Raw genomic sequence first — 22,902 nt, 5'->3', positions numbered from 1 at the left:
GTCATCGGTTTGCAACCCTACTGAACACAAGCGGCGTCAGCATGTGGCTGAGGATCATGGTGCCGAACCCTGTAAACAGGGCCGGCCCGTCGATTGGCTGGATCAGCATCAGCGTGCCCGCCAGAAGAACCACTGTCGCGGACAGCTTGAACATCTCACCGGCCATCATGGCCGCGAAAACCGCCCCCATCCGCCGCGCTCCGCTATGGCGGAAATAGCGCAGGGCAAAAAGGCTGTTCGGTATCCAGTAAGCAAGCCCCCCGAACAGGGCGGAGCGGGCACCGAGCGCCGACTCAAGCAGGAAAAGACTGCTGATCAGCAGCAGAATTCCCAGCTGTAGCGTGATGAGTCGGCCTACCGGAGGCCGCCTGATGTTCAAAATGCCAACCCTTGTCGGCCGTTGTTAAAGCGGGGCAGATTATAGGGCTTTGGGTGGTCTGGATCAATAAATTTGGATGAAAATTCGAACGATTGCCAGCAGCCGACTACTGGATATGATCAAGAATTCCGTCCAGCTCATCCAGGCTGTTGTATTCGATCACCACCTTCCCCTTACCACGTTTGCCGTGATTGATGGCCACGCGCGCGCCGAGCCTATCCGCCAGCCGATCCTGGAGGTTGCGGATGTCCGGATCCTCCTTTTTCGGTTCCGGCTTGGCATTGTCCTGGCCCTGCTCCAGGCTTTTGCGCACCAGCGCTTCTGTCTGACGTACCGAGAGTGACTTGCTCACCACCTGGCGGGCGACCGGCGCCTGCTGCTGCTCCGGCAAACCCAGAAGGGCGCGGCCATGGCCCATCTCGAGGTCGCCGTGTTCCAGCATAATCCGGACCTCTTCGACCAGCCCCATGAGCCTCAGCAGGTTGGTGATGGTGGTGCGTGACTTACCCACGGCGTCAGCCGTCTGCTGCTGGGTCAGGCCGAATTCTTCCTGCAGGCGGTAAAGGGCGGCGGCTTCCTCGATAGGGTTGAGGTTCTCGCGCTGGATATTTTCCACCAGGCCCAGGGCAATGGCAGCCTCATCCGGAACCTGACGGATCAACGCCGGTATGCGGTCCAGGCCTGCGAGCTGGGTGGCGCGCCAGCGACGTTCACCGGCAACCAGCTCGTAATGGCCGCTCTCCAGAGGCCGCACCACCACCGGCTGCATCACACCCTGCTGCTTGATGGACTCGGCCAGCTCCTGCAGCGCCTCTTCATCCATGTCCCGACGCGGCTGATAGCGCCCGCGCTGGATCAGATCCAGGGGCAGCTCTTTCAGCTCGGCTTCAATGGCCGGATCCGCCGGGGCGTCATCCTCCAGGTTGGTCCGGGAACCTTCAAGAAGAGCGTTGAGGCCTCTCTGGCCCAGTCCGCGTTTGCGCGATGACATGATGGTTGCTTGTTATCCTGTTCGTTGCTGGTGCGGGTGCCTGCCGTCAAACGGCGACGGCGCCCTCTGATTGCTGGCTGCCATTACGCCTGACCATCTCCCCCGCCAGCGCGAGATACGAGATGGCACCCTTGGAGCTGCGGTCGTAGCGCAGCGCCGGCATGCCGTAACTGGGAGCTTCGGCCAGGCGCACGTTGCGCGGGATAACGGCCGAGTAGACCCGGTCGCCGAAGTAGTCGTTGAGCTGGCGCGATACGTCCAGGGTCAGGCTGTTACGGGGGTCATACATGGTACGCAGCAGGCCCTCGATTTTCAGCGCCGGATTCACGGTTTCCTGGATCTGCTCGATGGTACCCATGAGTGCAGCCAGCCCTTCCAGCGCGTAGTACTCGCACTGCATGGGAATCAGCACCGAGTCGGCGGCGGCCAGGGCGTTGACGGTCAGCAGGTTGAGCGCCGGCGGGCAGTCGATGAGGATGAAATCATAGAGCTCGGTGATGGGCTTGAGCGCCAGGCGCAGACGGTGCTCCCGGCCGATCTCGTTCATCAGCTCCACCTCGGCGGCGGTCAGGTCGCCGTTGGCCGGCAGCACATCGAACCCGGAGTCCGGTGCTTCAGTACAGACGTCGGCAGCGTTCTGGCGGCGGGTCAGCACGTCAAAGCCGCTGACCTTGAGTTCGTTCTTGTCGAGCCCGCTGCCCATGGTGGCGTTGCCCTGGGGGTCCATATCCACCAGCAGCACGCGGCGCTTGGTCGCCGCCAGCGAGGCCGCCAGGTTCACACAGGTGGTGGTCTTACCCACGCCACCTTTCTGGTTGGTTACCGCCACGATGCGCGCCATTACCGTCAGTCTCCTGTCTCGCCCGTGGAATCCGTGCTGTTGCGCCCGATGCGCAGTATCCGCCGTTCCGCGTCCACGCCGGGTACGGTGACCCGACTGTCTTCAAGCAGCTGCCAACCGGTGGGCAGCCCTTCAACCTCGGTGGTGGCTTCCGGGCCCTTCATGGCCAGGTGTTCCCCGTCCTGCGCCAGTAGATGGGCCGTCATGGGTACCATTTCCGCCAGTGAGGCGAAGGCGCGGCTTGTGATCTGCGGGAAGGGGCCGCCCTGCCAGTCCTCGACCCGGGAATGCACCACCTGCATGTTATCCAGGCCCAGCTCCAGCCGGCACTGGGTCATGAACCGGGTCTTCTTGCTGTTGCTGTCCAGCAGTGTCACCTGTCTGGACGGCGAGTGCAATGCCAGGACCAGGCCCGGGAAGCCGCCGCCGGAGCCGACGTCCAGTATGGGGCCAGGGCCGAGCCGCGGCACCAGGGTCAGGCTGTCCAGAAGGTGCCGGGCGCACATGGCGCTGCGCTCGCGTACGGCGGTCAGGTTGTAGGCCCGGTTCCACTTTTCCAGTAAATCCAGAAGCCGCAGCATCCGGTCCGCCGTCTCCGGGGCGAGACGGACACCGAGTGCTTCGGCCCCCGCCTCCAGTTCACGGCGCTCCGTGTCCATTCAGGCGCTTTCCTGCTGCAGCAGATCCCGTTTCTTGAGATGGATCAGCAGCTGGGAGACCGCCGCCGGCGTCACGCCCTGAATGCGCGAGGCCTGGGCAATGGTTTCCGGACGTGTTTCCTCAAGCTTCTGCTTCACCTCATTGGACAGGCCACCGACACTGTCGTAGTCCAGATCCTTCGGCAGGGTCATGTTCTCATGCCGGCGCAGGCGCTCGATGTCCGCTTCCTGACGGGAGATGTAGCCCTCGTATTTGACCTGGATGGCCACCTGTTCGGCCACCACCGGATCCTCGGCGCGTTCGCCCCCAATGGCAGCAACCGCCTCGTAGTCGACCTCCGGCCGGCGCAGCAGTTCGGACAGGGTCTGGTCCTTTTTCAGGGGCTGTTTCAGGTACTGGTCGGCCACCGCCGCTGCTTCCGTGCCCGGATGGATCCGTGTGCGGTCAAGGCGCTCACGCTCCGCCTGGATGCCTGCGCGCTTGGCCTCAAACGCAGCCCAGCGCTCATCGCTTACCAGACCCAGATTGCGCCCTGTTTCGGTCAGTCGCAGATCCGCGTTGTCTTCACGCAGCACCAGGCGGTATTCCGCCCGGCTGGTGAACATCCGATAGGGCTCCTTCGCCCCCATGGTGATGAGGTCGTCCACCAGTACACCGAGATAGGCTTCGTCCCGACGTGGGTACCAGGGTTCCTCACCACGCGCGGCCAGGGCCGCGTTGAGCCCGGCCAGCAGGCCCTGGGCGCCGGCTTCCTCGTAACCGGTGGTGCCGTTGATCTGGCCCGCCAGATAGAGCCCGCCGATAAAGCGGGTCTCAAGCGTGTGATGGAGGTCGCGCGGGTCCAGGTAGTCGTATTCGATGGCGTAACCCGGCCGGGTGACGTGGGCGTTCTCGAAGCCCGGGATGGTCCGGATGAAGGCCATCTGCACGTCGAACGGCAGGCTTGTGGAAATACCGTTGGGATAGAGTTCCTGGCTGTTCAGGCCTTCCGGCTCCACGAAGATCTGGTGGGAATCCTTGTCCGCGAAGCGGTGGACCTTGTCCTCGATGGAGGGGCAGTAGCGCGGCCCAACGCCTTCAATGTCGCCAGAGAACATGGGCGACTGATCCTGGGCCCCCCGGATGATGTCGTGGGTCTCCGGCGTGGTGCGGGTGATGTAACAGCACATCTGCTCTGGATGCGAATCCGCACTGCCGATGTAGGACATCACCGGTTCGCGTTCGTCGCCGGGCTGAACGTCCATCTTCGAGAAGTCCACGGTCTTGGCGTCGATCCGCGCGGGTGTGCCGGTCTTGAGCCGGCCCACGGTGAACGGGAGCTCCCGCAGCCGTTTGGCCAGGCCGATGGTCGGCGGGTCGCCGGCGCGGCCGCCCTGCTGATTCTGCATGCCAATGTGGATGACCCCCCCGAGGAAGGTACCGGTGGTCAGCACCACCGTGGGTGCCCGGAAGGCGACACCGGTCTGGGAGACCACGCCCTGCACCTGGTCATTCTCGACGATCAGATCCTCCGCCGCCTGCTGGAAGATATGCAGGTTGGGCTGGTTTTCCAGCATGTTGCGGATGGCGGCCTTGTACAGGGCACGGTCCGCCTGGGCACGGGTAGCGCGTACGGCCGGGCCCTTGCTGGAATTGAGAACCCGGAACTGGATGCCCGCCTGGTCCGTGGCCAGGCCCATGGCCCCGCCCAGCGCATCGATCTCCTTCACCAGGTGACTCTTGCCGATACCGCCGATGGCGGGATTACAGGACATCTGGCCAAGGGTCTCGATGTTGTGCGTCAGCAGGAGGGTATCGCGCCCCATGCGGGCCGCGGCGAGGGCCGCTTCGGTGCCCGCATGGCCACCGCCGATGACGATGACGTCGAAGTGCTTGGGGTATTCCACGCTGGACCTCGGGGTTTGCCGGTATCTCTGAATGAACCGCGTAGTATAACCCGAAGCGTCAAGCCTGTGCAGGCGATCCGGACAATTTCTGAACAGATACCATCTATCCCGGAATAACAGACACCTGCAGTGCTTTCGTCACAAAGCACTCAAAAAACTGTCCACAGATTGGAGGCGCCTTAAAAAGCCTTATTTATTACCTAGAATGCTGACGTAAAAGTATTTTTTAAATTTTCTACAGATCTCTCCCTATTCTGTAAACAGAGTTTTCCACAAGGAAGGCGACCTACTGTCTCTGGATCACCAGGACCACCTCGCCCACACGGAATCCCCACCAGGTCATTTCCGTTTCATTGATGACGGTGTCCTCGGTGACACGGTACATCCAGTCATCCATTCGGACGTTGTAGGTGCTTCCTCCGAAGGACACTTCCAGCACGTAGTTCATGTGGATGGCATTGCCCTCGAACTCCATGAAACCCGGCTCTGTCACATCCCCAGCCGTGGCGTGATAGCCGCCGTCACGGGGCTCCAGGGTCCAGACGCGCGTGTCGGTCTCACCATCGCTGTACGTGAACACCTCGTCCAGGGTACCCACGCCCTCCTCATCCCATGACGCATCAATGGTGGCATCGAAATGGCGGATCACCTCGCCGGAACGGTTCTTCACCACACCACGGGCGGTCAGCTCACCCTGGAAGAACTCACTGGGCACCAGCTCCGGCTCCTGGCCCGCATAGTCGTTGATTGCGGGGCCGGAGCAGGCCGCCAGAAAGGGCAGGACCAGAAAAAGAAGCCCGTAGACGCGGCGGGCTGGATGTATGACTGCCATGGGCTGAACCTCCATCGGAATGAGTGACTGTTACTGGATACGTGGGTTTTCCCGGGAGGGTTCATTGGGTGGCCGCAGTGACGTACACAGATGTACACGTCGCCATTGGCTCGAATGACGGAGCTGTCAGAAACTGTCTTCACAGTAAACAGATGGGAGGGTCCGAGATGGCAAGCTACAAGGCGCCTCTGACCGACGTGAATTTCCTGCTCAACGAAGTGTTCGACTACCCCAGTCACTACCAGAGCCTGAGCAACGGGGCCGAGGCGACACCGGACATGGTGGACGCCATCCTCGGTGAATGTGCCAAGTTCTGTGAGAACACTCTGTTTCCGCTCTACCAGAGCGGCGACCAGGAAGGCTGCAAACTGGTGGATGGCGAGGTTAAGACCCCGGCCGGCTACAAGGAAGCCTACGACGAATACGTGGCCGGTGGCTGGCAGGGCCTCTCCAGCCTGGAGGAATACGGCGGCCAGAACCTGCCCGCCTCCCTGGGCCTGATGAAGCAGGAGATGATGGGCACCGCCAACTGGCCCTTCAGCATGTACCCGGGTCTGTCGATGGGGGCCATGAACACCCTGCAGCTTCATGGTGATGAGGATCAGCGCCAGACCTACCTGACGCCGATGACCGAGGGCCGCTGGACCGGAACCATGTGCCTGACCGAGCCCCAGTGCGGCACCGATCTTGGCCAGGTCCGCACGAAGGCTGTCCCCCAGGAGGACGGCAGTTACCGCATCACCGGCACCAAGATCTTCATCTCCTCCGGAGACCATGACCTGGCCGAAAACATCGTGCACATCGTGCTGGCACGCACCCCAGAGGCGCCCAAGGGAACCAAGGGCATTTCCCTGTTCATCGTGCCCAAGTACCTGCCGGACGGGAAGGGCAACGCGGGCGAGGCCAACGGGGTTTCCGTGGGCGCGCTGGAAGAGAAGATGGGCATCAAGGCCTCGGCCACCTGCACCATGAACTTCGATGACGCCAACGGTTACATGGTCGGGGAGGAGAACAAGGGCATGGAGTGCATGTTCACCTTCATGAACACGGCCCGGATCGGTACCGCCATCCAGGGCGTGGGTCCAGCCGAACTCTCCTACCAGAATGCCCTGGCCTACGCGAAGGAGCGTCGCTCCATGCGCGCACTCTCTGGCAAGAAAGAGCCGGAGCAGGTGGCGGACAGCCTGATGTACCACGCGGACGTGCGCCGCATGCTGCTGACCCAGAAGGCGGTGGCTGAAGGCGGGCGGGCCATGCTCTATGATGCCGCTCAGTACGCGGATCACATGGTCTGCGGCCACCTGGAGGAGGACACGAAGAAGATCCAGAAGTACGACGACAAGCTCGGCTTCCTGACCCCGATCCTCAAGGGCTTCCTCACCGAGAAGGGTTATGAGGCCACCAACCTGGGCATGCAGGTATTCGGCGGCCACGGCTACATCAAGGAGCACGGCATGGAGCAGATCGTGCGCGACACCCGGATCGCAACCCTCTACGAGGGCACCACCGGCATCCAGGCGCTCGACCTGCTCGGCCGCAAGGTGCTGATGATGACACAGGGCGGCGCGGTGCGTGACTTCACCCTGCGCATGAGCAACGAGGCGCGCAAGCACCTCACCGACAGCACCCTGCGGCCCTGGGCCTGGCAGATCCTCAAGCTGGCAACCCAGTGGAACTGGCTGACGTTCCGGCTGATGGTTATCGCCCGCAAGGACCGCGACATGGTTTCGGCGGCCGCGCATGACTTCCTGATGTACAGCGGCTATGTCTACATGGCCTTCATGTGGCTGCGCATGGCCGCAGCAGCCCGCAAGGGCCTCGAGGAAGGCGGTGACCAGAGCGAGGAATTCTACAACGCCAAGCTGGCGACCGCGGAGTTCTACTTCGAGCGGATGCTGCCACAGGCCCAGGGCCATGCCGACAGCATGCTGAGCCCCAGCGATACCCTGATGCAGCTGGGTAACGAGGCCTTCGCCTTCGATTACTGAACCCCTTTTACCCCTCCCCTGCCGGCCTCCGGGCCGGCTTTTTCATCTCAACCCCCCAGCGGCACCCTGAGGGTCATGCGCACATCGCGCCCGGGGCTCAGCGCATAGCCTTTGTAGGTATCCAGAAAGTCCCGGTAGGTCTTATCCGTCAGATTCCGCACTTCGAGGCTGAACCGCATGGGCGCGCCCGTAACGCCCTCCACGGAAAAGCCCAGGGCCAGGTCCGCGACAGTATAGGCATCGGTCGATGCCGTGCCGAAGGGGGCGTTGTCGAACTGGGCGAAGGGTTCACCCGGGGCTGCCTCCCTGGAAGCGTTATGCCGGAGACCCAGGCGGACATAGGGACTGCGGGCCCATCCCCAGTTCCCGGGTGTCCAGGTTCCTTCGACCAGCAGTTCGTCAGCCGGCTGGAGTGGCAGGTCCTCACCGGTCTGGTCGTTTTCACCGTCAACGGCACTATAGGTGGTACTCAGCTCGAGCGTTTCAGTCATCTGTGCCCGGGCTGTCAGTTCCACGCCGGTGAGGACGGCGTCGGTCTGCTGGTACTGGAACACCGGCAGAGCGTCCTGCGTATTGCCCGTGTCGTGAAGGTAGATGTAGTTGTCAATCGCATTGCGGTAAACCGTGGCACTGGCAGACGTTTGGTGGGAACGCCACCGGAGCGACAGGTCGGTATTCAGCGATTTCTCAGCGTCCAGGTCGTCATTGCCCTTCTGGACCGCCGCAACACCAGCATGCACCCCGTCCGCATGGAGTTCGAAAAGGGTCGGCGCCCGGAAACCACGCCCGATGTTACTGGCAAGCGTCAGGTTATCGGTCAGGGCATAGGAACCACCGAACGAGCCCGATGTCACCGAGTAGTCATTGGAGTCACTGCCTGAGAACGAAGTCGGCGCCGCCGTCTTGCTGCTTTTCGCAATGGTCTCGGTCCAGTCCTGCCGCAACCCAGCCTGCAGGGTGAGACGCCCCAGTGTGCGCTCCTCAAAGGCAAACAGGCCGACATTGTTCACCCGACCTCCGGGCGTCAGCTGGGTGGTGCCCCGGGAGACCTGTTGCTTGGTGCGGTATTCAATCCCCATGCGCCCGGCGTCGAGAAACGCCAGTTGGCCGTGTCTGGCCTCGAGACGGGTGGTGTACTGGTCGAATTCAATGTCGAGGGTCCCATCAAACAGCGCATCCCTCGGGACACCGGCCGCGTTCGACTGGCGCAGGTTATTCTGCCATGCCAGGGTTGGCTGAAGGGTCCAGGTGTCATTGACCGGCAGCGTGGCGTCCAGACGAAGCTCGTCGTTCTCCAGATTCTGGCCGATGCCCTCCGGGCCCTGGCCAGGCGGCTTGTTGCCGGCCGGGGGCGGCAGCAGGAAGTTGTGTTCATTGCGCCATCCGGTATAGCGCATCCGGACCTCGCCGAAGGCCCCACGATAACCGACGCCGAGTTGACCGTTGGTCTGGTCAAAGTCCGTGTACTCCAGTGATCCGGTGTAGGCGGGTGCCCGGCGTTTGCCGGCGTCACTGGGAGGCGGCGGGAAGAAGGTCCGGTCATCCGGCACGGTGACATCCCCGGCGTCCCGGTGAATGATGCCAGCGGCAAAACTCCAGTGCTTCCCCTGGCTGGTTCCCTTGAGCCCGAGGTCATTCTGGTCGTTGTTGGTAGCATGCCCCAGTAGCGCCTCGCCCCTGTTGTGACGGGATCCATCACTGCTGAAAGTCAGTGGCAGGGGTTGTACATCCACCGCACCGCCCAGCGCATCGGACCCGTAAAGGATGCTGGACACGCCACGAACCACCTCAATACGCTCGCTCAGGAAGGGTTCAACGTTGGGTGAATGCCGGGTCCCAAACTGCTGGTGGTCCACGGCAATACCGTCGGACAGGATCCGCACCCGATTACCGGACAGGCCACGGATCACCGGCTTACCAGCCTGATTGCCGGCACTGACGGTATCGACCCCGGGAAGGTGATCCAGCGTCTGGCCAAGAGTGGCGCTTTCGCGGCGATCCTTGTCCTCGCCCTGCAGGACGTCAATCTGGGCGGCCTGCATCAGTGGCGAACCGGGAGCGGGCGCGACGGCTTCCACAACGACCTCATTCAGGGCCATCACCCCGGTGTTCGTATCCTGTCCCAGCGCCAACGCGGGTGCCATTGCAAGACCCAGAACGCCCATGGTGCCCGGGATGGCATCGGATAGCCGCCCGGCATTGAAGGGTTTCAATTGCATGGGTTCTCCTTACGACGTTATATCATTACTTCTTTAAACGGTATTCCAGCGACCACGCCCTCTATCAGATGTGTTGAACTGGAATCCGATCTGGTGCCCTATGATGAATAAACGGATGTTATAACATAACCTTAATAGGCACAACCTGATCGGCAATGATTCAGGCGGCTGATGAATCGCTTGGGTAGGAGTTATTTTCCGATGCAGAAGGAGCTGAAGATTTCGCCCAGGAGCTCATCGGGCGTCATGGCCCCGGTGATTTCGCCAAGCGCGTCCTGAGCCTGGCGCAGATCCTCGGCCAGCAGTTCGCCGGCACCGAACTCGCTGAGCTGGGTCTGGCCCTGGACGACCATGGAACGCGCGCGCTCCAGGGCATCAAGATGACGCCGACGCGCCATGTAGCGCCCTTCAGCAGCAGTCTGATAGCCCATGCAGTCCTTCAGGTGTTCCCGCAGGGTGTCGACGCCCTCCCCGGACTGCGCGGATAGGCGGATGACGGGAGTGCCATCGTGGTCGGTGAACCCGGGCGTTTCTCCCGAGAGATCCACCTTGTTTCGGAGTACGGTAACCGGGAGTCCTTCCGGCAACTGGCGTGGCAGACCGGTTCGGAGGGTCGCGGGATCAGTATCCGGCGTTGTGACGCTGTCCACCAGCAACAGGACCCGGTCGGCCTTCTCGATCTCGGCCCAGGCCCGGTCGATGCCGATGCGTTCCACTTCATCGGCGCTGTCGCGCAGGCCCGCGGTGTCAATGATGTGCAGCGGCATGCCGTCAATCTGGATCTGCTCTCGCAGCACGTCCCGGGTTGTGCCCTCGATTTCGGTCACGATGGCTGTGTCCTGGCCGGACAGGGCATTCAGGAGGCTGGACTTGCCGGCGTTGGGTTTTCCGGCGATGACCACCTGCATGCCGTCCCTCAGCAGTGTGCCCTGATGGGCTTCCTGGACAGTGCGGTCCAGTGATTCCAGCAGGGCCTGGAGATCCGCGGCAACCTTGCCGTCACCGAGGAAATCCACATCCTCGTCCGGGAAATCGATGGCCGCCTCCACATAGACCCGGAGCTGGACCAGTTCCTCAATGAGTCCCGAGACCACCCTGGAGAAGGCACCCTGAAGGGATTGCAGGGCACTTCGAGCCGCCTGTTCCGAACTGCTTTCAATAAGATCGGCAATGGCCTCGGCCTGGGCGAGGTCCAGTTTATCGTTCAGAAAGGCGCGTTCCGAGAATTCCCCCGGGCGTGCAAGTCGGGCCCCCCTGGCCGTGGCGGAAGCCAGGATCCGGTCCATGAGGACGGGTCCGCCATGGCCCTGGAGTTCAAGGACATCCTCACCAGTAAAGGAATGCGGACCGGGAAAGTACAGGGCAATACCCTCATCCAGGACATCGCCCGTCTCATCCAGGAAAGGGCCATAGTGAGCATACCTGGGCCGGGGCTCAAACCCCAGGAAGGCTTGCGCCAGGACCAGGGCCTGTGGCCCCGAGAGGCGGATAACGCCAACACCCCCGCGGCCCGGAGGCGTAGCGAGGGCAGCGATGGTATCCCGGTCAGCACCGCTCATGGCGCGTCAGAGGATCAGCCCTTGGCGGACTTCCCCTGCTCCTTCTCGATCTGGCGGTAGATGAAGAACTGCTGTGCCATGGAGAGCACGTTGTTGCTCAGCCAGTATAGCACCAGGCCTGCCGGGAACCACAGGAAGAAGAAGGTGAACATGATCGGCAGCAGCTTCATCACCTTCGCCTGTACCGGATCCGGTGGTGTCGGGTTCAGCTGCATCTGCAGGAACATCGAGCCGCCCATCAGGATCGGCAGGATGAAGTACGGATCCATCACCGAGAGGTCGTTGATCCACAGCATGAAGGGTGCGTGGCGCAGCTGAACACTCTCGAACAGCACCCAGTAGAGGGAGATGAACACCGGCATCTGCACCAGTATCGGCAGGCAGCCGCCCAGTGGGTTGATCTTCTCCTTCTTGTAGAGATTCATCATCTCCTGGGAGAGCTTCTGGCGATCATCGCCGTACTGTTCCTTGAGACGCTGCATCTCCGGCTGGACACGGCGCATGTTGGCCATGGAACGGTAACTGGTGGCCGAAAGCTTGTAGAACGCCAGCTTAACCACGACAGTCAGCAGGATGATGGCAACACCCCAGTTGCCGGTCAGGCCATGGAACCAGTCCAGGAGGTAGAACAGGGGCTGGGAAATGAAGAACAGCCAGCCAAAGTCGACCGTGCGGTCCAGGTTGGGCGCAATGCCCTGGAGACGCTCGATGATCTTGGGGCCGACGTAGACCCTGGAACTGATCTCTTTCTCTTCACCCGGAGCGACTTTGGTACCGGGACTGACAAAGCCCATGACATGGAGGTTACTGCCACGCTGGCGGGTCTGGTAGCGATGGGTCTCATCCTGGTCCGGGATCCAGGAGCTCATGAAGTAATGCTGGAGGAAAGCGATCCAGCCCCCCTCGACCTGGCGGTTCAGGGGGGTTTCCTTCAGATCCGAGAACTCGTACTTGGTATAGGGCTCCTGGGGTGTGCTCAGAACCATGCCGAGGAAAGCCTGGACGCCAAGGATCCTCTGGCCGGTGGGATCGCCACTTTCATCACGGACGATACGACCGGAGAAGTATCCGTTCCAGGGCTCACTGGAATTGTTCCGTATATGGTAGCTGACCTTCAGGCGGTAGTGATCACGCTCGAAGGTGTAGCGTTTGATGATCTGTACCCCGGAATCCGTTTTATGGGTCAGATCCACGGTCAGCTTGTCTTCACCTTCCTCCAGACGATAGCTGTCGGAGTCGCTGTTGAAGGTCAGATTCCCGTGGCCGCGTGCGGAACCACCATCACCTAGAAGACTGCTTTCAAGGATGTAGGTGAGTTCCTCGTCACTCCGGAGCAGCTGCAGGGGCTTGTCCGACTTCAGAGTTCGGGTGTGCTCGGGCAGCCAGGCTTCCACAAGATGGCCGCCGTTGAGGCTGATGCGGGCATCCAGAACGTCCGTTTTCACCCGGATGGTGTCACTGCTGTCGGCGGTCGCGCCGGACCCGGTCGCTTTACTGCTGGTCTGCTGCCCGGCCGACGCCATGTCAGATTCCGGGCGCTCAAAACCATCGCCGCTATCGCTGCTGTTCGGAGGTTGCTGGCTCTGGGTGCCCGGATCGGCAGGAGCGGACTCCTCGGCAGCCACGGGTTCGGTGGAAACGGGCTGCTGGTGATAATCCTCGTTCCAGGCCATGACGAGGAGGTAGCTGACTATGGCCAGACCGAGCCATATGGCGACGCGGGGGATATCCATGGATTGGGTCATCCTTTGCGTGAACAGGATTGATGGGTCGGGGAAACCCCTGGAACCGGATCATAACCGGAGGTGCCCCAGGGATGGCATCGGAATAGGCGGTGCAGCGCGTAGTAACCACCGCGGATCATGCCGTGCTGCTCGATGGCGCTCACGGCGTATTCGGAACAGCTGGGCGTATGCCGGCAGTGAGGGGGCATCAGTGGACTGATCCCGTACTGGTAGGCGCGAATCAGCAGAAGAAGCAGCCAGCGCATTGGGTTATCCCGTTTTTGCCGGAGACCGGGAGGTCGCCTGTTTGCCCAGCTTCCGCCACGCCCGGTCCAATTCCTGGAACAGTTCGGCATTGTCCATGGTATTGCCGCCGGGCCGGGCCAGGACAATGACGTCCAGAGCTGGCAGATCGTGCTGTCGATGCCTGAAGGATTCCCGTACGGCACGCTTGAACTGGTTGCGTGCTGTGGCCTTGGGCAGATGCCGGCGGGCCACGATGATGCCCAAACGGGGCAATGCCCGGGATTCGTCGGAACTCCGGGCAAGCATCAGGAATCCACGGCTGCCGGCCCTGAACTCGACACTGTCGAATACCCGCGTGTAATCACGACTGTTGAGCAGTCTTGCCTGGCGGGGAAATCGGAAGTCAGGCGGCAACTGGACGGGTTCAGACGCTGAGGCGCTTGCGACCCTTGGCACGGCGGCGCGCAATCACTTTGCGACCGTTCTGGGTTGCCATGCGGGCACGGAAACCATGGGTCCGTTTGCGCTTGAGGTTACTCGGCTGAAAGGTTCGTTTCATGGTGATGGTCCTGTTCAGGGCTGCGAATGTCGGAACGATGGTTTCGGCCGATGGTCCGAACACGGAGCTGCCACCGGGATGCGGGATTCTAGTCAATTTGTGGCGTTCAGACAATGGGCAGCGTTGACGGAAAAGCGGGGCAGTTACAGTAGAAACAAAGTTTTTATCTTTAATGAATCAATAAGACTGTTGTTACTGTTATTAGGGAAGCGGATTTCTGTGGATAACCGGTTACCAGCGGCTGGTGACGCCGTTTGAAGCTGGGGACGGTTCTGTTCAGTTGCGCTTGGCAAACTGGGACTAAGAGGGGGGATGGAATGGGTATAACCGGGGGTCCCTGGCCGGGGGTCGGGTTATCAAGGGGTCTGTCCGGGGTTTATACGGTCGTGAACACACGGTGTTTGCACAGGCTTCTGTGGAAAAGTCGTTTTAAGGAGAATTGATCTGTAATTTTGTGCACGAATCTGTTTTTAAGTTGGTAGTTTACTGACTTAAAACGAAAAAGTTATCAACAGGGTGTTTATATCGTTGGCCTGGGGGGCTTTTACAGACGGTGGGCGGAGCGTAGAATACCGCTCTTGCCGGGGAGAGACCCGTCCGAAGAAGAACAATGCGAGGTCAGCAGTCGTGGCACAGGAAATCTGGCAGCAGTGTCTGGAGCTGTTACAGGATGAGTTCCCCGCCCAGCAGTTCAATACCTGGTTGCGTCCGTTGCAGTCCCGCGACGACGGAGGGTCTCTGGTGTTGCTTGCACCCAATCGGTTTGTGCGCGACTGGGTGAGCCAGAAATATCTGGATCGCATTGAGGAGGTCATCCGGGACCTGAATGGCGCCAAGGGGCTTCAGGTTGAGGTCAAGGTGGGGTCAGCGGAGGAAAACCGGTCCCGGCCGACCCATTCTTCCAGTAATCGCAGTGACAGGGCGACGAAGCGACAAACAGCGGTCAGCGCAGGTTCCGAGGTGGAGTCCGCCAGCGCGGAAGTGGCACCGCCGGTGAACGATGCCGAACTGAACACCGCTGATGAACGCCCGGTAGAGGATTCACCCGTGGCGGCACGCATTGCCGGGCGTGCCAATGGTGGACGTGATGACCGCCGGGCGAATGTCGAAGGCGGTGTCCAGCATAGTGAGACCTTCCTGAATCAGCAGTTCACGTTTGGGACCTTTGTTGAGGGCAAGTCCAACCAGCTGGCGCGGGCCGCGTCCAGCCAGGTGGCGGAAAACCCGGGGGGATCCTATAACCCGCTGTTTCTCTACGGCGGCGTGGGTCTGGGCAAGACCCACCTGATGCACGCCGTGGGCAACGAGATCGTGCGCCGCAATCCCGGGGCACGCGTGGCCTACCTTCGCTCCGAGCGCTTTGTGGCGGACATGGTCAAGGCGCTGCAGCTCAACGCCATCAATGACTTCAAGCGCTTTTACCGGTCCCTCGATGCCCTTCTGATCGACGATATCCAGTTCTTCGCGGGCAAGGAGCGCTCCCAGGAGGAGTTCTTCCACACCTTCAATGCGCTGCTTGAGGGCGGCCAGCAGGTGATCCTGACCTGTGACCGTTTCCCCAAGGAGATCGTGAACATGGAGGAGCGGCTCAAGTCCCGGTTCGGCTGGGGCCTGACGGTCATGGTGGAACCACCCGAGCTTGAGACCCGCGTGGCAATCATCATGAAAAAGGCGGAGCAGGCACAGGTCAGCATCAGCAACGAAGCGGCCTTTTTCATCGCCCAGAAGATCCGGTCCAACGTGCGCGAGCTGGAGGGGGCGCTGAAGCTGGTTATCGCCAATTCCCACTTCACCGGCCAGCAGATTACACCGGCATTCATCCGGGAAAGTCTCAAGGACCTGCTGGCGCTGCATGAGAAGCAGGTCAGCATCGACAATATTCAGCGGACCGTGGCAGAGTACTACAAGATGAAAGTGGCGGATCTGCACTCAAAGCGCCGCACACGCTCGATCACACGGCCCCGCCAGATGGCGATGGCACTGGCCAAGGAGCTGACCAGCCACAGCCTGCCCGAGATCGGCGATGCCTTTGGTGGCCGGGACCACACCACGGTCCTGCACGCCTGCAAGAAAATCGAGGAACTGCAGGAATCGGACGCCAATATCCGCGAGGATTACCAGAACTTCCTCCGGCTTCTGACCACCTGAATCACTGACAAACCCACATCCGAACCAGGCGGAATCCGATAATCATGAAAATCCGGACCAGTCGCGAATCCCTTCTCGAGCCACTCCAGGCAATCGCCGGTGTGGTTGAAAAGAAACAGACCATGCCCGTTCTGTCGAACGTACTGCTGGTGGCCGAGGGCGAGGCCCTGACGCTGACCGGGACCAATATGGAGGTGGAACTGGTTGCCACCGTAACCGACCTGGAAGTGGAACAGGAAGGCCGCATTACGGTGCCGGCGCGCAAACTGGTGGATATCTGCCGGTCGCTTCCGGAAGCAGCGGATGTGACGCTGGCCCTGGAAGGGGATCGCATGCGGATCCGGGCGGGGGCGAGCCAGTTCACCCTGGCTACCCTGCCCGCGGATCATTTCCCGAATGTCGAGGACGATGAGGACAGCTTCACGCTCAATCTTGAACAGGGCAGCTTCCAGAGTCTGCTCAGCAGTACCGCCTTTGCCATGGCGCAGCAGGACGTTCGCTACTATCTCAACGGGCTGCTGCTCGAGATCGGGGATGACGCCATACGGGCAGTTGCGACGGACGGGCACCGTCTGGCCCTGTCGAATCTGTCCGCCCCTACCTATCTGGATGAGACACGACAGATCATTGTGCCGCGTAAGGGCGTTCAGGAACTCATCCGGTTGTTGGACGACAGTGAAAAGAATGTGGCGGTGACCATCGGCGGTAGCCACATACGGGCAACAGTGGACGGGTTCACTTTCACCTCCAAGCTCATCGAGGGTCGTTTCCCGGACTACAACCGGGTGATTCCCAGTGGCGGTGACAAGACCGTGATCGCGGATCGTGAGACGTTGCGCAGCATTCTTCAGCGCGCCGGAATCCTGTCCCACGAGAATATCCGTGGTGTGCGGCTGGAACTCGAGCCCGGTGAACTGCATGTCTACGCCAATAACCCGGATCAGGAGCAGGCGGAGGACACCATGGCGGTGGAATACCAGGGTGAGGCGCTGCAGATCGGGTTCAATGTGGGGTATCTGATCGATGTGATGAACGTCATCCGTGAGGATCAGGTCCGGATCGTTCTGTCCGGGCCCAATGCCAGTGCACTGATTGAGAGCACTGGCCCGGATGACAATCTGTACGTTGTGATGCCGATGCGTCTTTAATCGTTTCCAGATTGGACTGACAGGGAAGCTTGGTAATGAGTGTACTGATTCAGAATAGCCCGCTAGGGGGTCGCAACAGAGGCAAACGAGCCCCTGACGAGGAAGGTAGGACGCTGGGGAGCAATCCCGCACGTGTCCTTGGGGATGGCATCAAGGGCGCGTTCCGGATCGGGCAGACGGCCATGGTGGTCGGAGGTCAGGGGGTTCGCTGGCTCCGGGGTGACCGTCATCCCCTGCCGTGGCTGATGCGGGATACCTTTGAGAGGCTTGGCGCGACCTATATCAAGCTGGGTCAGTTCATCGCGTCCTCCCCGACGTTCTTTCCCCGTGAGTATGTGGATGAATTCCAGAACTGTCTGGATCAGACTCGCCCCCTGCCCTATGCGGTGATGGAGCGGATCCTGAGGGAAGAGCTGGGCAGTGCGGTGGATACGGAATTCACCCGCATTGACCGGACGCCATTGGCTTCCGCATCGATCGCGCAGGTTCACGGTGCCCGGCTGACCAATGGGGAAGAAGTGGTACTTAAGATCCAGAAGCCGGGTGTATCCAACATCCTGCTTACCGATCTCAACTTCCTCTACGTATCAGCCCGCGTTGTGGAAACCCTGGCACCGAAGCTCGCGTGGACATCGCTTTCCGGGATCATCCAGGAGATCCAGCGGACCATGATGGAGGAATGCGATTTCGTCCAGGAGGCCAATAACCTTGAGGCGTTCCGGGAGTTCCTTGATCGCACTGGTAACACTGAAGCTACGGTTCCGCGGGTTCATCGCAGGCTGAGTACTGGGCGGGTTCTGACGATGGAGCGCTTCCACGGCGTACCACTGACGGACCTGGATACCATCCGGCGCTACAGTGACGACCCGGAACGGACACTGATTACGGCCATGAACACCTGGTTTTCCAGCCTGACACAGTGTGAGTTTTTCCATGCTGACGTTCACGCTGGCAACCTGATGGTGCTGGAGGATGGTCGGGTCGGTTTCATCGACTTCGGAATCGTTGGGCGCATTGATCCCGACACCTGGACGGCGGTGTCGGACTTCATGGGCGCGCTGATGAACGCCGATTTCGGGGCCATGGCGGATGCCATGGCCAGGATCGGGGTGACGAGGGAAGGAGTGGATATCGAGGCTCTGGCGCGGGACCTCTCCGGCCTTCAACAGCACATGGAGACGGTTGTTCCGACGGATCCGCAGGAGATGCCCGATATCGAAACACTCTCCGAGGAAACGGACGATGACGTGAATGAGCTGCTGATGGATCTGGTCCGGGTGGGCGAGGATCACGGTCTTCACTTTCCACGCGAATTCGCGCTACTGATCAAACAGTTCCTGTATTTTGACCGCTACGTTCACATACTGGCGCCGGAAATGGATATGTTTCTGGATGAACGCCTTAACATGCTCCATTGAGGCTCAGGCAGATGGCACTTTTCCCCCAGCTTGTTACCTCCACCCTGGCGCTCTGGCGAGGCACCGCGATCCGCGCTCCTGACGGGGATCAGCCGGAACAGCCGCTGCAGCTGTTTGATATGGAGGGCTGCCCTCACTGCCGTCTGGTGCGGGAAACACTTACGGAGCTTGATCTGGATGCGGTGATCTACCCGTGTCCGAAAGGGGGTGACCGGTTCCGGAACCGGGCTCGCGAACTGGGCGGACGTGAACGCTTTCCGTTGCTGGTGGATCCCGAACAGGGAGAAGTTCTCTACGAAAGCCGGCGCATCAGGCGCTATCTGTGGGAGCGTTACGGTCACGGACGGGTTCCCGGGGTGAGCAGCCGGTTACCGCTCGATAAAGGGCGTGTTGTAATGGCCACCGCCTCGAGGCTTGGTCGGGGGCTTTACGCGAAGCCGGCCCGTCGGCCCGAGCGGCTTCTGGAACTCTACAGTTTCGAGTCCAGCCCGTACTCCAGGGAAGTACGCGAACTGCTGTGCGAACTGCAGCTTCCCTATGTAATCAGGAACTGTGGTAAATCGTCGGGGAATGAGTTTGTCCTTCCTGCGGTCCGTGACCGGCTTGGACTTGAATACCAGCCACGCTCCCGCAATCGTATGGAACTGCTGGACAGAACGGGCCGTGTTGCCGTGCCTTATCTGGTGGACCCGAACCAGGGAACGGCAATGTATGAAAGCGAAACGATACTGGCGCACCTCCGCGATCATTACCAGATCTGATCCATGGCGCTGCGTGAGCTCCATCTTCATCACTTCCGCAATATTGAGCAGCAGAAACTCCAGTTCTCTTCCGACCTCAATCTGATTTACGGCGCTAACGGGAGTGGTAAAACCAGCCTACTCGAGGCGATCTACTATCTTTCCACTGCCCGCTCTTTTCGCACATCCAATCACCGTCGTGTTGTGCAGGAGGGATCCCGGTCACTGACCCTTTTCGGTGTGGTGACGGATCCGGTAAGGGGATCGCTCCGGATTGGACTGGAGCGGGAGCCCGGGGATGCAAACGGCGTCCGTCTGCAGCGTAACGGGGAGGCAGTGCGCTCGGTCTCTGAGCTCGCGAGACTTTTGCCTGTCTCAGTGATTGAACCCGGGACTTTTGAGCTGGTTGCCGGAGGGCCGGGTAATCGGCGGCGTTTTCTGGATTGGTTGGTGTTCCACGTGGAACATTGGTTCAGTGGCGTCTGGCAGGAAGCACAGAGAGCCCTTAAACAACGCAATCACCTGCTCCGGCATGGTATAATTGATCACTCGTCCATCGGCCCCTGGAACGCCAGAGTGGCGGAGCTCGGTGAGCGATTGAATCAGGGGCGTCAGGCGGGTTTCGACCGGTTTTACAATGAGTTCGAATCGATCCGCGCCAGGTCACAGGCGGAATGGCTCAACAGCGTTTCCCTGGCTTTCAGTCCAGGTTGGGATTCGAGTAACGGCCTGGCTTCGGTTCTGGAAAGCAATCTTGAGGCGGAGGCCCGTGCCGGTTTCAGTCTCTATGGCCCGAATCGGGCGGATATCCGCGTCCGGGTCGGCAAGCAGCCCGCCGGGGAGGTATTGTCCCGCGGCCAGCAGCGATCCCTGGTGGTGCTTATGAAGCTGGCTCAGATGCGGGTGCTGCAATCCGTGGGCTGCGAGGGTATCTGCCTCCTGGATGATATCCATGCGGAGCTTGATGGCGAAAATCAGGCTCTTCTGGCCGGTGAACTGCTGGCCCTGAACACACAGGTTTTTCTTACCGGGATCACTGCTCCGAATGAAGGAGCGCTCGGTCACCTGATGCACAAACATGAACCTGCGATGTTCCACGTGGAACATGGCCGATTCACGGAACAATGAACGCCAAGCTGGGGGAACCCTGCGAATGTCTGATTACACCTCTACAAGCATCAAGGTACTCAAGGGTCTGGATGCCGTGCGCAAACGGCCCGGCATGTACATCGGCGACACCGATGATGGAACCGGTCTCCACCACATGGTCTTCGAGCTGGTGGACAATTCCATCGACGAGGCTTTGGCAGGGTTCTGTTCCGAGATTGGCGTTGTCATCCATCCGGATGAGTCCGTAACCGTCCGGGACGATGGTCGTGGTATTCCCACGGACCTTCATGAGGAAGAAGGCGTTTCCGCCGCCCAGGTCATTATGACCGTCCTCCATGCCGGCGGTAAGTTTGACGACAATACCTATAAGGTGTCCGGGGGTCTGCATGGCGTGGGCGTGTCCGTGGTCAACGCCCTCTCCTCGACACTCAAGTTAACGATCCGCCGCAGTGGCAAGGTCCATGAACAGGTCTACCACGACGGGATTCCGGAGGAGCCGCTCCGGATCGTTGGCGATACGGAAGCTTCCGGCAGCGAAGTCCACTTCATTCCCTCCACCGAAACCTTCACGAATATCGAGTTCCATTTCGATATCCTGGCAAAGCGGTTGCGGGAACTCGCCTTCCTCAACAGTGGTGTAAGGATCCGGCTGACCGATGAGCGCAGCGGCAAGGATGAGGTTTTCGAGTACGAAGGTGGACTCAGGGCTTTTGTTGAGCACCTGAACACCAACAAGACGCCACTGAACCGGGTATTCCATTTCACCCGGGAACGCGAGGACGGCATCGTGGTGGAAGTGGCGATGCAATGGAACGACGCGTTCCAGGAAAACATCTTCACCTTCACCAACAATATTCCCCAGCGTGATGGCGGTACCCACCTTGCCGGATTCCGGGCGGCATTGACCCGGACCCTGAACTACTACATGGAGCAGGAAGGGCTGCTCAAGAAACTCAAGGTGAACACCTCCGGGGACGACGCCCGCGAAGGTCTGACCGCGATCATCAGCGTTAAGGCGCCGGACCCCAAGTTCTCGTCCCAGACCAAGGACAAGCTGGTTTCCTCTGAAGTCAAGACGGCCGTCGAGCAGGAGATGAACCAGCAGTTCACGGACTACCTCCAGGAATATCCCCAGGAGGCCAAAACCATCGTCAACAAGATGGTTGATGCCGCCCGGGCCCGGGAAGCCGCCCGCAAGGCCCGCGATATGACACGCCGCAAGGGCGCTCTTGATGTCGCGGGTCTGCCGGGTAAGCTGGCGGATTGCCAGGAAAAGGATCCGGCACTTTCCGAACTCTTCATCGTGGAGGGTGATTCCGCGGGCGGTAGCGCGAAACAGGGGCGTGAACGCCGCACCCAGGCCATCCTGCCACTCAAGGGCAAGATCCTGAACGTGGAGAAGGCACGTTTCGACAAGATGCTGTCCTCGGTGGAGGTGGGCACGCTGATCACCGCCCTCGGCTGTGGTATCGGCCGGGAGGATTACGATCCCGATAAACTCCGCTACCACAGCATCGTCATCATGACGGATGCGGACGTGGATGGTTCCCACATCCGTACCCTGCTTCTGACCTTCTTCTACCGGCAGATGCCGGAACTCATAGAGCGCGGCCATGTCTTCATCGCCATGCCGCCCCTGTACAAGGTCAAGCGTGGCAAGCAGGAACAGTACCTCAAGGACGAGAAGGCCAAGACGGCCTACGTCACACAGTCCGCGCTGGAAAACGCCGCGCTCTATGTGAATCCCGAGGCACCGCCTCTGGCAGGCCAGGCGTTGGAAGACCTGGTCCACGAATACCAGAGCGTGATGGAGAACATTGAGCGGCTTACCCGTGTCTATCCGGAACGGGTGCTCCAGGAGATGGTCACCCACAGGACACTGACGACCGAGGACCTCAAGGACCCAGAAACCATCCAGAAGTGGGTGGCGGAACTGGGAGAACGCCTGGTGCTGGATACCCGCACCGGTATCCGTTATGAGTTCTCAACCACTGAGGACACGGAACGCGGACTCACGCTGCCGAAGGTCACCCTCCTGATCCACGGCATTCCCTACGAATACGTGTTCCGCCATGAATTCTTCGAGTCGCCCTCGTACAGCGCTATCGCGCGCCTTGGTGAAAAACTTGATGGTCTGATTGAGCCGGGCGCTTACATCCAGAGAGGCGAGCGCCGGCATCCGGTGGACACCTTCGCGGGGGCCCTGGACTGGCTCATGCGCGAAGGCCAGAAGGGCCTGACCATCCAGCGGTACAAGGGTCTGGGTGAGATGAACCCGGACCAGCTCTGGGAAACCACCATGGATCCGGAGACACGCCGGATGATGAAGGTGACAATCGAGGATGCCATTGCGGCGGACCGGATCTTTACGACCCTGATGGGCGACGAGGTGGAGCCCCGCCGGGAATTCATCCAGACCAATGCGCTGGAAGTGGCAAACCTGGATATCTGAGG

At 60.6% G+C, this 22,902-nt stretch carries 19 protein-coding genes; 7 read left to right on the top strand and 12 right to left on the bottom strand.

Annotated features, from left to right (window positions below):
- Position 1 precedes the first annotated feature (1 nt).
- The 6 genes from QZ501_RS00455 to QZ501_RS00430 all read right to left on the bottom strand — a co-directional run bounded on the left by QZ501_RS00455 (position 2) and on the right by QZ501_RS00430 (position 5,589).
- Entirely contained in the window at positions 2-379 is a 378-nt protein-coding gene (locus QZ501_RS00455) for an ATP synthase subunit I (RefSeq protein ID WP_158223020.1), read from the bottom strand.
- 106 nt (positions 380-485) lie between these two features.
- Positions 486-1,370 carry a ParB/RepB/Spo0J family partition protein gene (locus QZ501_RS00450; RefSeq protein ID WP_151440147.1) on the bottom strand — a complete coding sequence of 295 codons (885 nt, stop codon included), beginning with the start codon at positions 1,368-1,370 and terminating at the stop codon, positions 486-488.
- Positions 1,371-1,416: 46 nt separating this feature from the next.
- Positions 1,417-2,211 (bottom strand): ParA family protein, encoded by a 795-nt coding sequence (locus QZ501_RS00445; RefSeq protein WP_095616140.1) that lies wholly within the window; start codon positions 2,209-2,211, stop codon positions 1,417-1,419.
- Between the two features lie 5 nt (positions 2,212-2,216).
- Entirely contained in the window at positions 2,217-2,870 is a 654-nt protein-coding gene (gene rsmG, locus QZ501_RS00440) for a 16S rRNA (guanine(527)-N(7))-methyltransferase RsmG (RefSeq protein ID WP_151440148.1), read from the bottom strand.
- Positions 2,871-4,757 carry a tRNA uridine-5-carboxymethylaminomethyl(34) synthesis enzyme MnmG gene (gene mnmG / locus QZ501_RS00435; RefSeq protein WP_095616138.1) on the bottom strand — a complete coding sequence of 629 codons (1,887 nt, stop codon included), beginning with the start codon at positions 4,755-4,757 and terminating at the stop codon, positions 2,871-2,873.
- Positions 4,758-5,043: 286 nt separating this feature from the next.
- On the bottom strand, positions 5,044-5,589 hold the full coding sequence (locus QZ501_RS00430; RefSeq protein WP_202405556.1) for a DUF3833 domain-containing protein: 546 nt from the start codon (positions 5,587-5,589) through the stop codon (positions 5,044-5,046).
- A 167-nt stretch (positions 5,590-5,756) separates the two neighbouring features.
- Here QZ501_RS00430 and QZ501_RS00425 point away from each other — a divergent pair, with 167 nt between their 5' ends.
- Positions 5,757-7,577, top strand: coding sequence for an acyl-CoA dehydrogenase C-terminal domain-containing protein (locus tag QZ501_RS00425; RefSeq protein WP_295716398.1), 1,821 nt, complete (start codon positions 5,757-5,759; stop codon positions 7,575-7,577).
- A gap of 47 nt (positions 7,578-7,624) precedes the next feature.
- Here QZ501_RS00425 and QZ501_RS00420 read toward each other — a convergent pair whose 3' ends face one another.
- From QZ501_RS00420 to rpmH, 6 genes are all read right to left on the bottom strand, one after another.
- Positions 7,625-9,796, bottom strand: a complete 2,172-nt coding sequence (locus QZ501_RS00420; RefSeq protein ID WP_295716396.1) for a TonB-dependent receptor — start codon at positions 9,794-9,796, stop codon at positions 7,625-7,627.
- Positions 9,797-9,987: 191 nt separating this feature from the next.
- Positions 9,988-11,355 carry a tRNA uridine-5-carboxymethylaminomethyl(34) synthesis GTPase MnmE gene (gene mnmE / locus QZ501_RS00415; RefSeq protein ID WP_295716394.1) on the bottom strand — a complete coding sequence of 456 codons (1,368 nt, stop codon included), beginning with the start codon at positions 11,353-11,355 and terminating at the stop codon, positions 9,988-9,990.
- A 14-nt stretch (positions 11,356-11,369) separates the two neighbouring features.
- Positions 11,370-13,088, bottom strand: coding sequence for a membrane protein insertase YidC (gene yidC / locus QZ501_RS00410; protein ID WP_160898192.1), 1,719 nt, complete (start codon positions 13,086-13,088; stop codon positions 11,370-11,372).
- An 8-nt stretch (positions 13,089-13,096) separates the two neighbouring features.
- Entirely contained in the window at positions 13,097-13,345 is a 249-nt protein-coding gene (gene yidD / locus QZ501_RS00405; RefSeq protein ID WP_225741705.1) for a membrane protein insertion efficiency factor YidD, read from the bottom strand.
- A gap of 4 nt (positions 13,346-13,349) precedes the next feature.
- A complete protein-coding gene (gene rnpA, locus QZ501_RS00400) occupies positions 13,350-13,739 on the bottom strand; it encodes a ribonuclease P protein component (RefSeq protein WP_160898191.1) in 390 nt (129 codons plus the stop codon).
- 10 nt (positions 13,740-13,749) lie between these two features.
- Positions 13,750-13,884: a 50S ribosomal protein L34 gene (gene rpmH, locus QZ501_RS00395; RefSeq protein WP_077529936.1), complete on the bottom strand. Its 135-nt coding sequence runs from the start codon at positions 13,882-13,884 to the stop codon at positions 13,750-13,752.
- Between the two features lie 627 nt (positions 13,885-14,511).
- On the opposite strand from rpmH, the gene dnaA reads away from it, so the two are divergent.
- Genes dnaA through gyrB form a run of 6 tightly spaced genes read left to right on the top strand, consistent with a single transcriptional unit; the run spans position 14,512 to position 22,900 of the window.
- Positions 14,512-16,032 carry a chromosomal replication initiator protein DnaA gene (dnaA, locus tag QZ501_RS00390; protein ID WP_225741706.1) on the top strand — a complete coding sequence of 507 codons (1,521 nt, stop codon included), beginning with the start codon at positions 14,512-14,514 and terminating at the stop codon, positions 16,030-16,032.
- A gap of 44 nt (positions 16,033-16,076) precedes the next feature.
- The gene (gene dnaN / locus QZ501_RS00385) at positions 16,077-17,180 is read left to right on the top strand and encodes a DNA polymerase III subunit beta (RefSeq protein WP_151440157.1); all 1,104 of its coding nucleotides are present in this window, start codon (positions 16,077-16,079) and stop codon (positions 17,178-17,180) included.
- Between the two features lie 35 nt (positions 17,181-17,215).
- A complete protein-coding gene (locus tag QZ501_RS00380) occupies positions 17,216-18,598 on the top strand; it encodes an AarF/ABC1/UbiB kinase family protein (protein WP_295716388.1) in 1,383 nt (460 codons plus the stop codon).
- An 11-nt stretch (positions 18,599-18,609) separates the two neighbouring features.
- On the top strand, positions 18,610-19,359 hold the full coding sequence (locus QZ501_RS00375; protein ID WP_295716386.1) for a glutathione S-transferase N-terminal domain-containing protein: 750 nt from the start codon (positions 18,610-18,612) through the stop codon (positions 19,357-19,359).
- 3 nt (positions 19,360-19,362) lie between these two features.
- Positions 19,363-20,466 carry a DNA replication/repair protein RecF gene (gene recF / locus QZ501_RS00370; RefSeq protein ID WP_151440160.1) on the top strand — a complete coding sequence of 368 codons (1,104 nt, stop codon included), beginning with the start codon at positions 19,363-19,365 and terminating at the stop codon, positions 20,464-20,466.
- A 25-nt stretch (positions 20,467-20,491) separates the two neighbouring features.
- Complete coding sequence (gene gyrB, locus QZ501_RS00365; protein WP_151440161.1) at positions 20,492-22,900, top strand: DNA topoisomerase (ATP-hydrolyzing) subunit B; 2,409 nt, start codon at positions 20,492-20,494, stop codon at positions 22,898-22,900.
- Positions 22,901-22,902 lie beyond the last annotated feature (2 nt).

Source organism: uncultured Halovibrio sp., from assembly GCF_913056445.1.
In the GTDB taxonomy this organism is placed as follows: domain Bacteria; phylum Pseudomonadota; class Gammaproteobacteria; order Pseudomonadales; family Oleiphilaceae; genus Halospina; species Halospina utahensis_B.
Note: the sequence above shows the minus strand (reverse complement) of the source record. Positions and strands in the feature narration are given on the sequence as shown.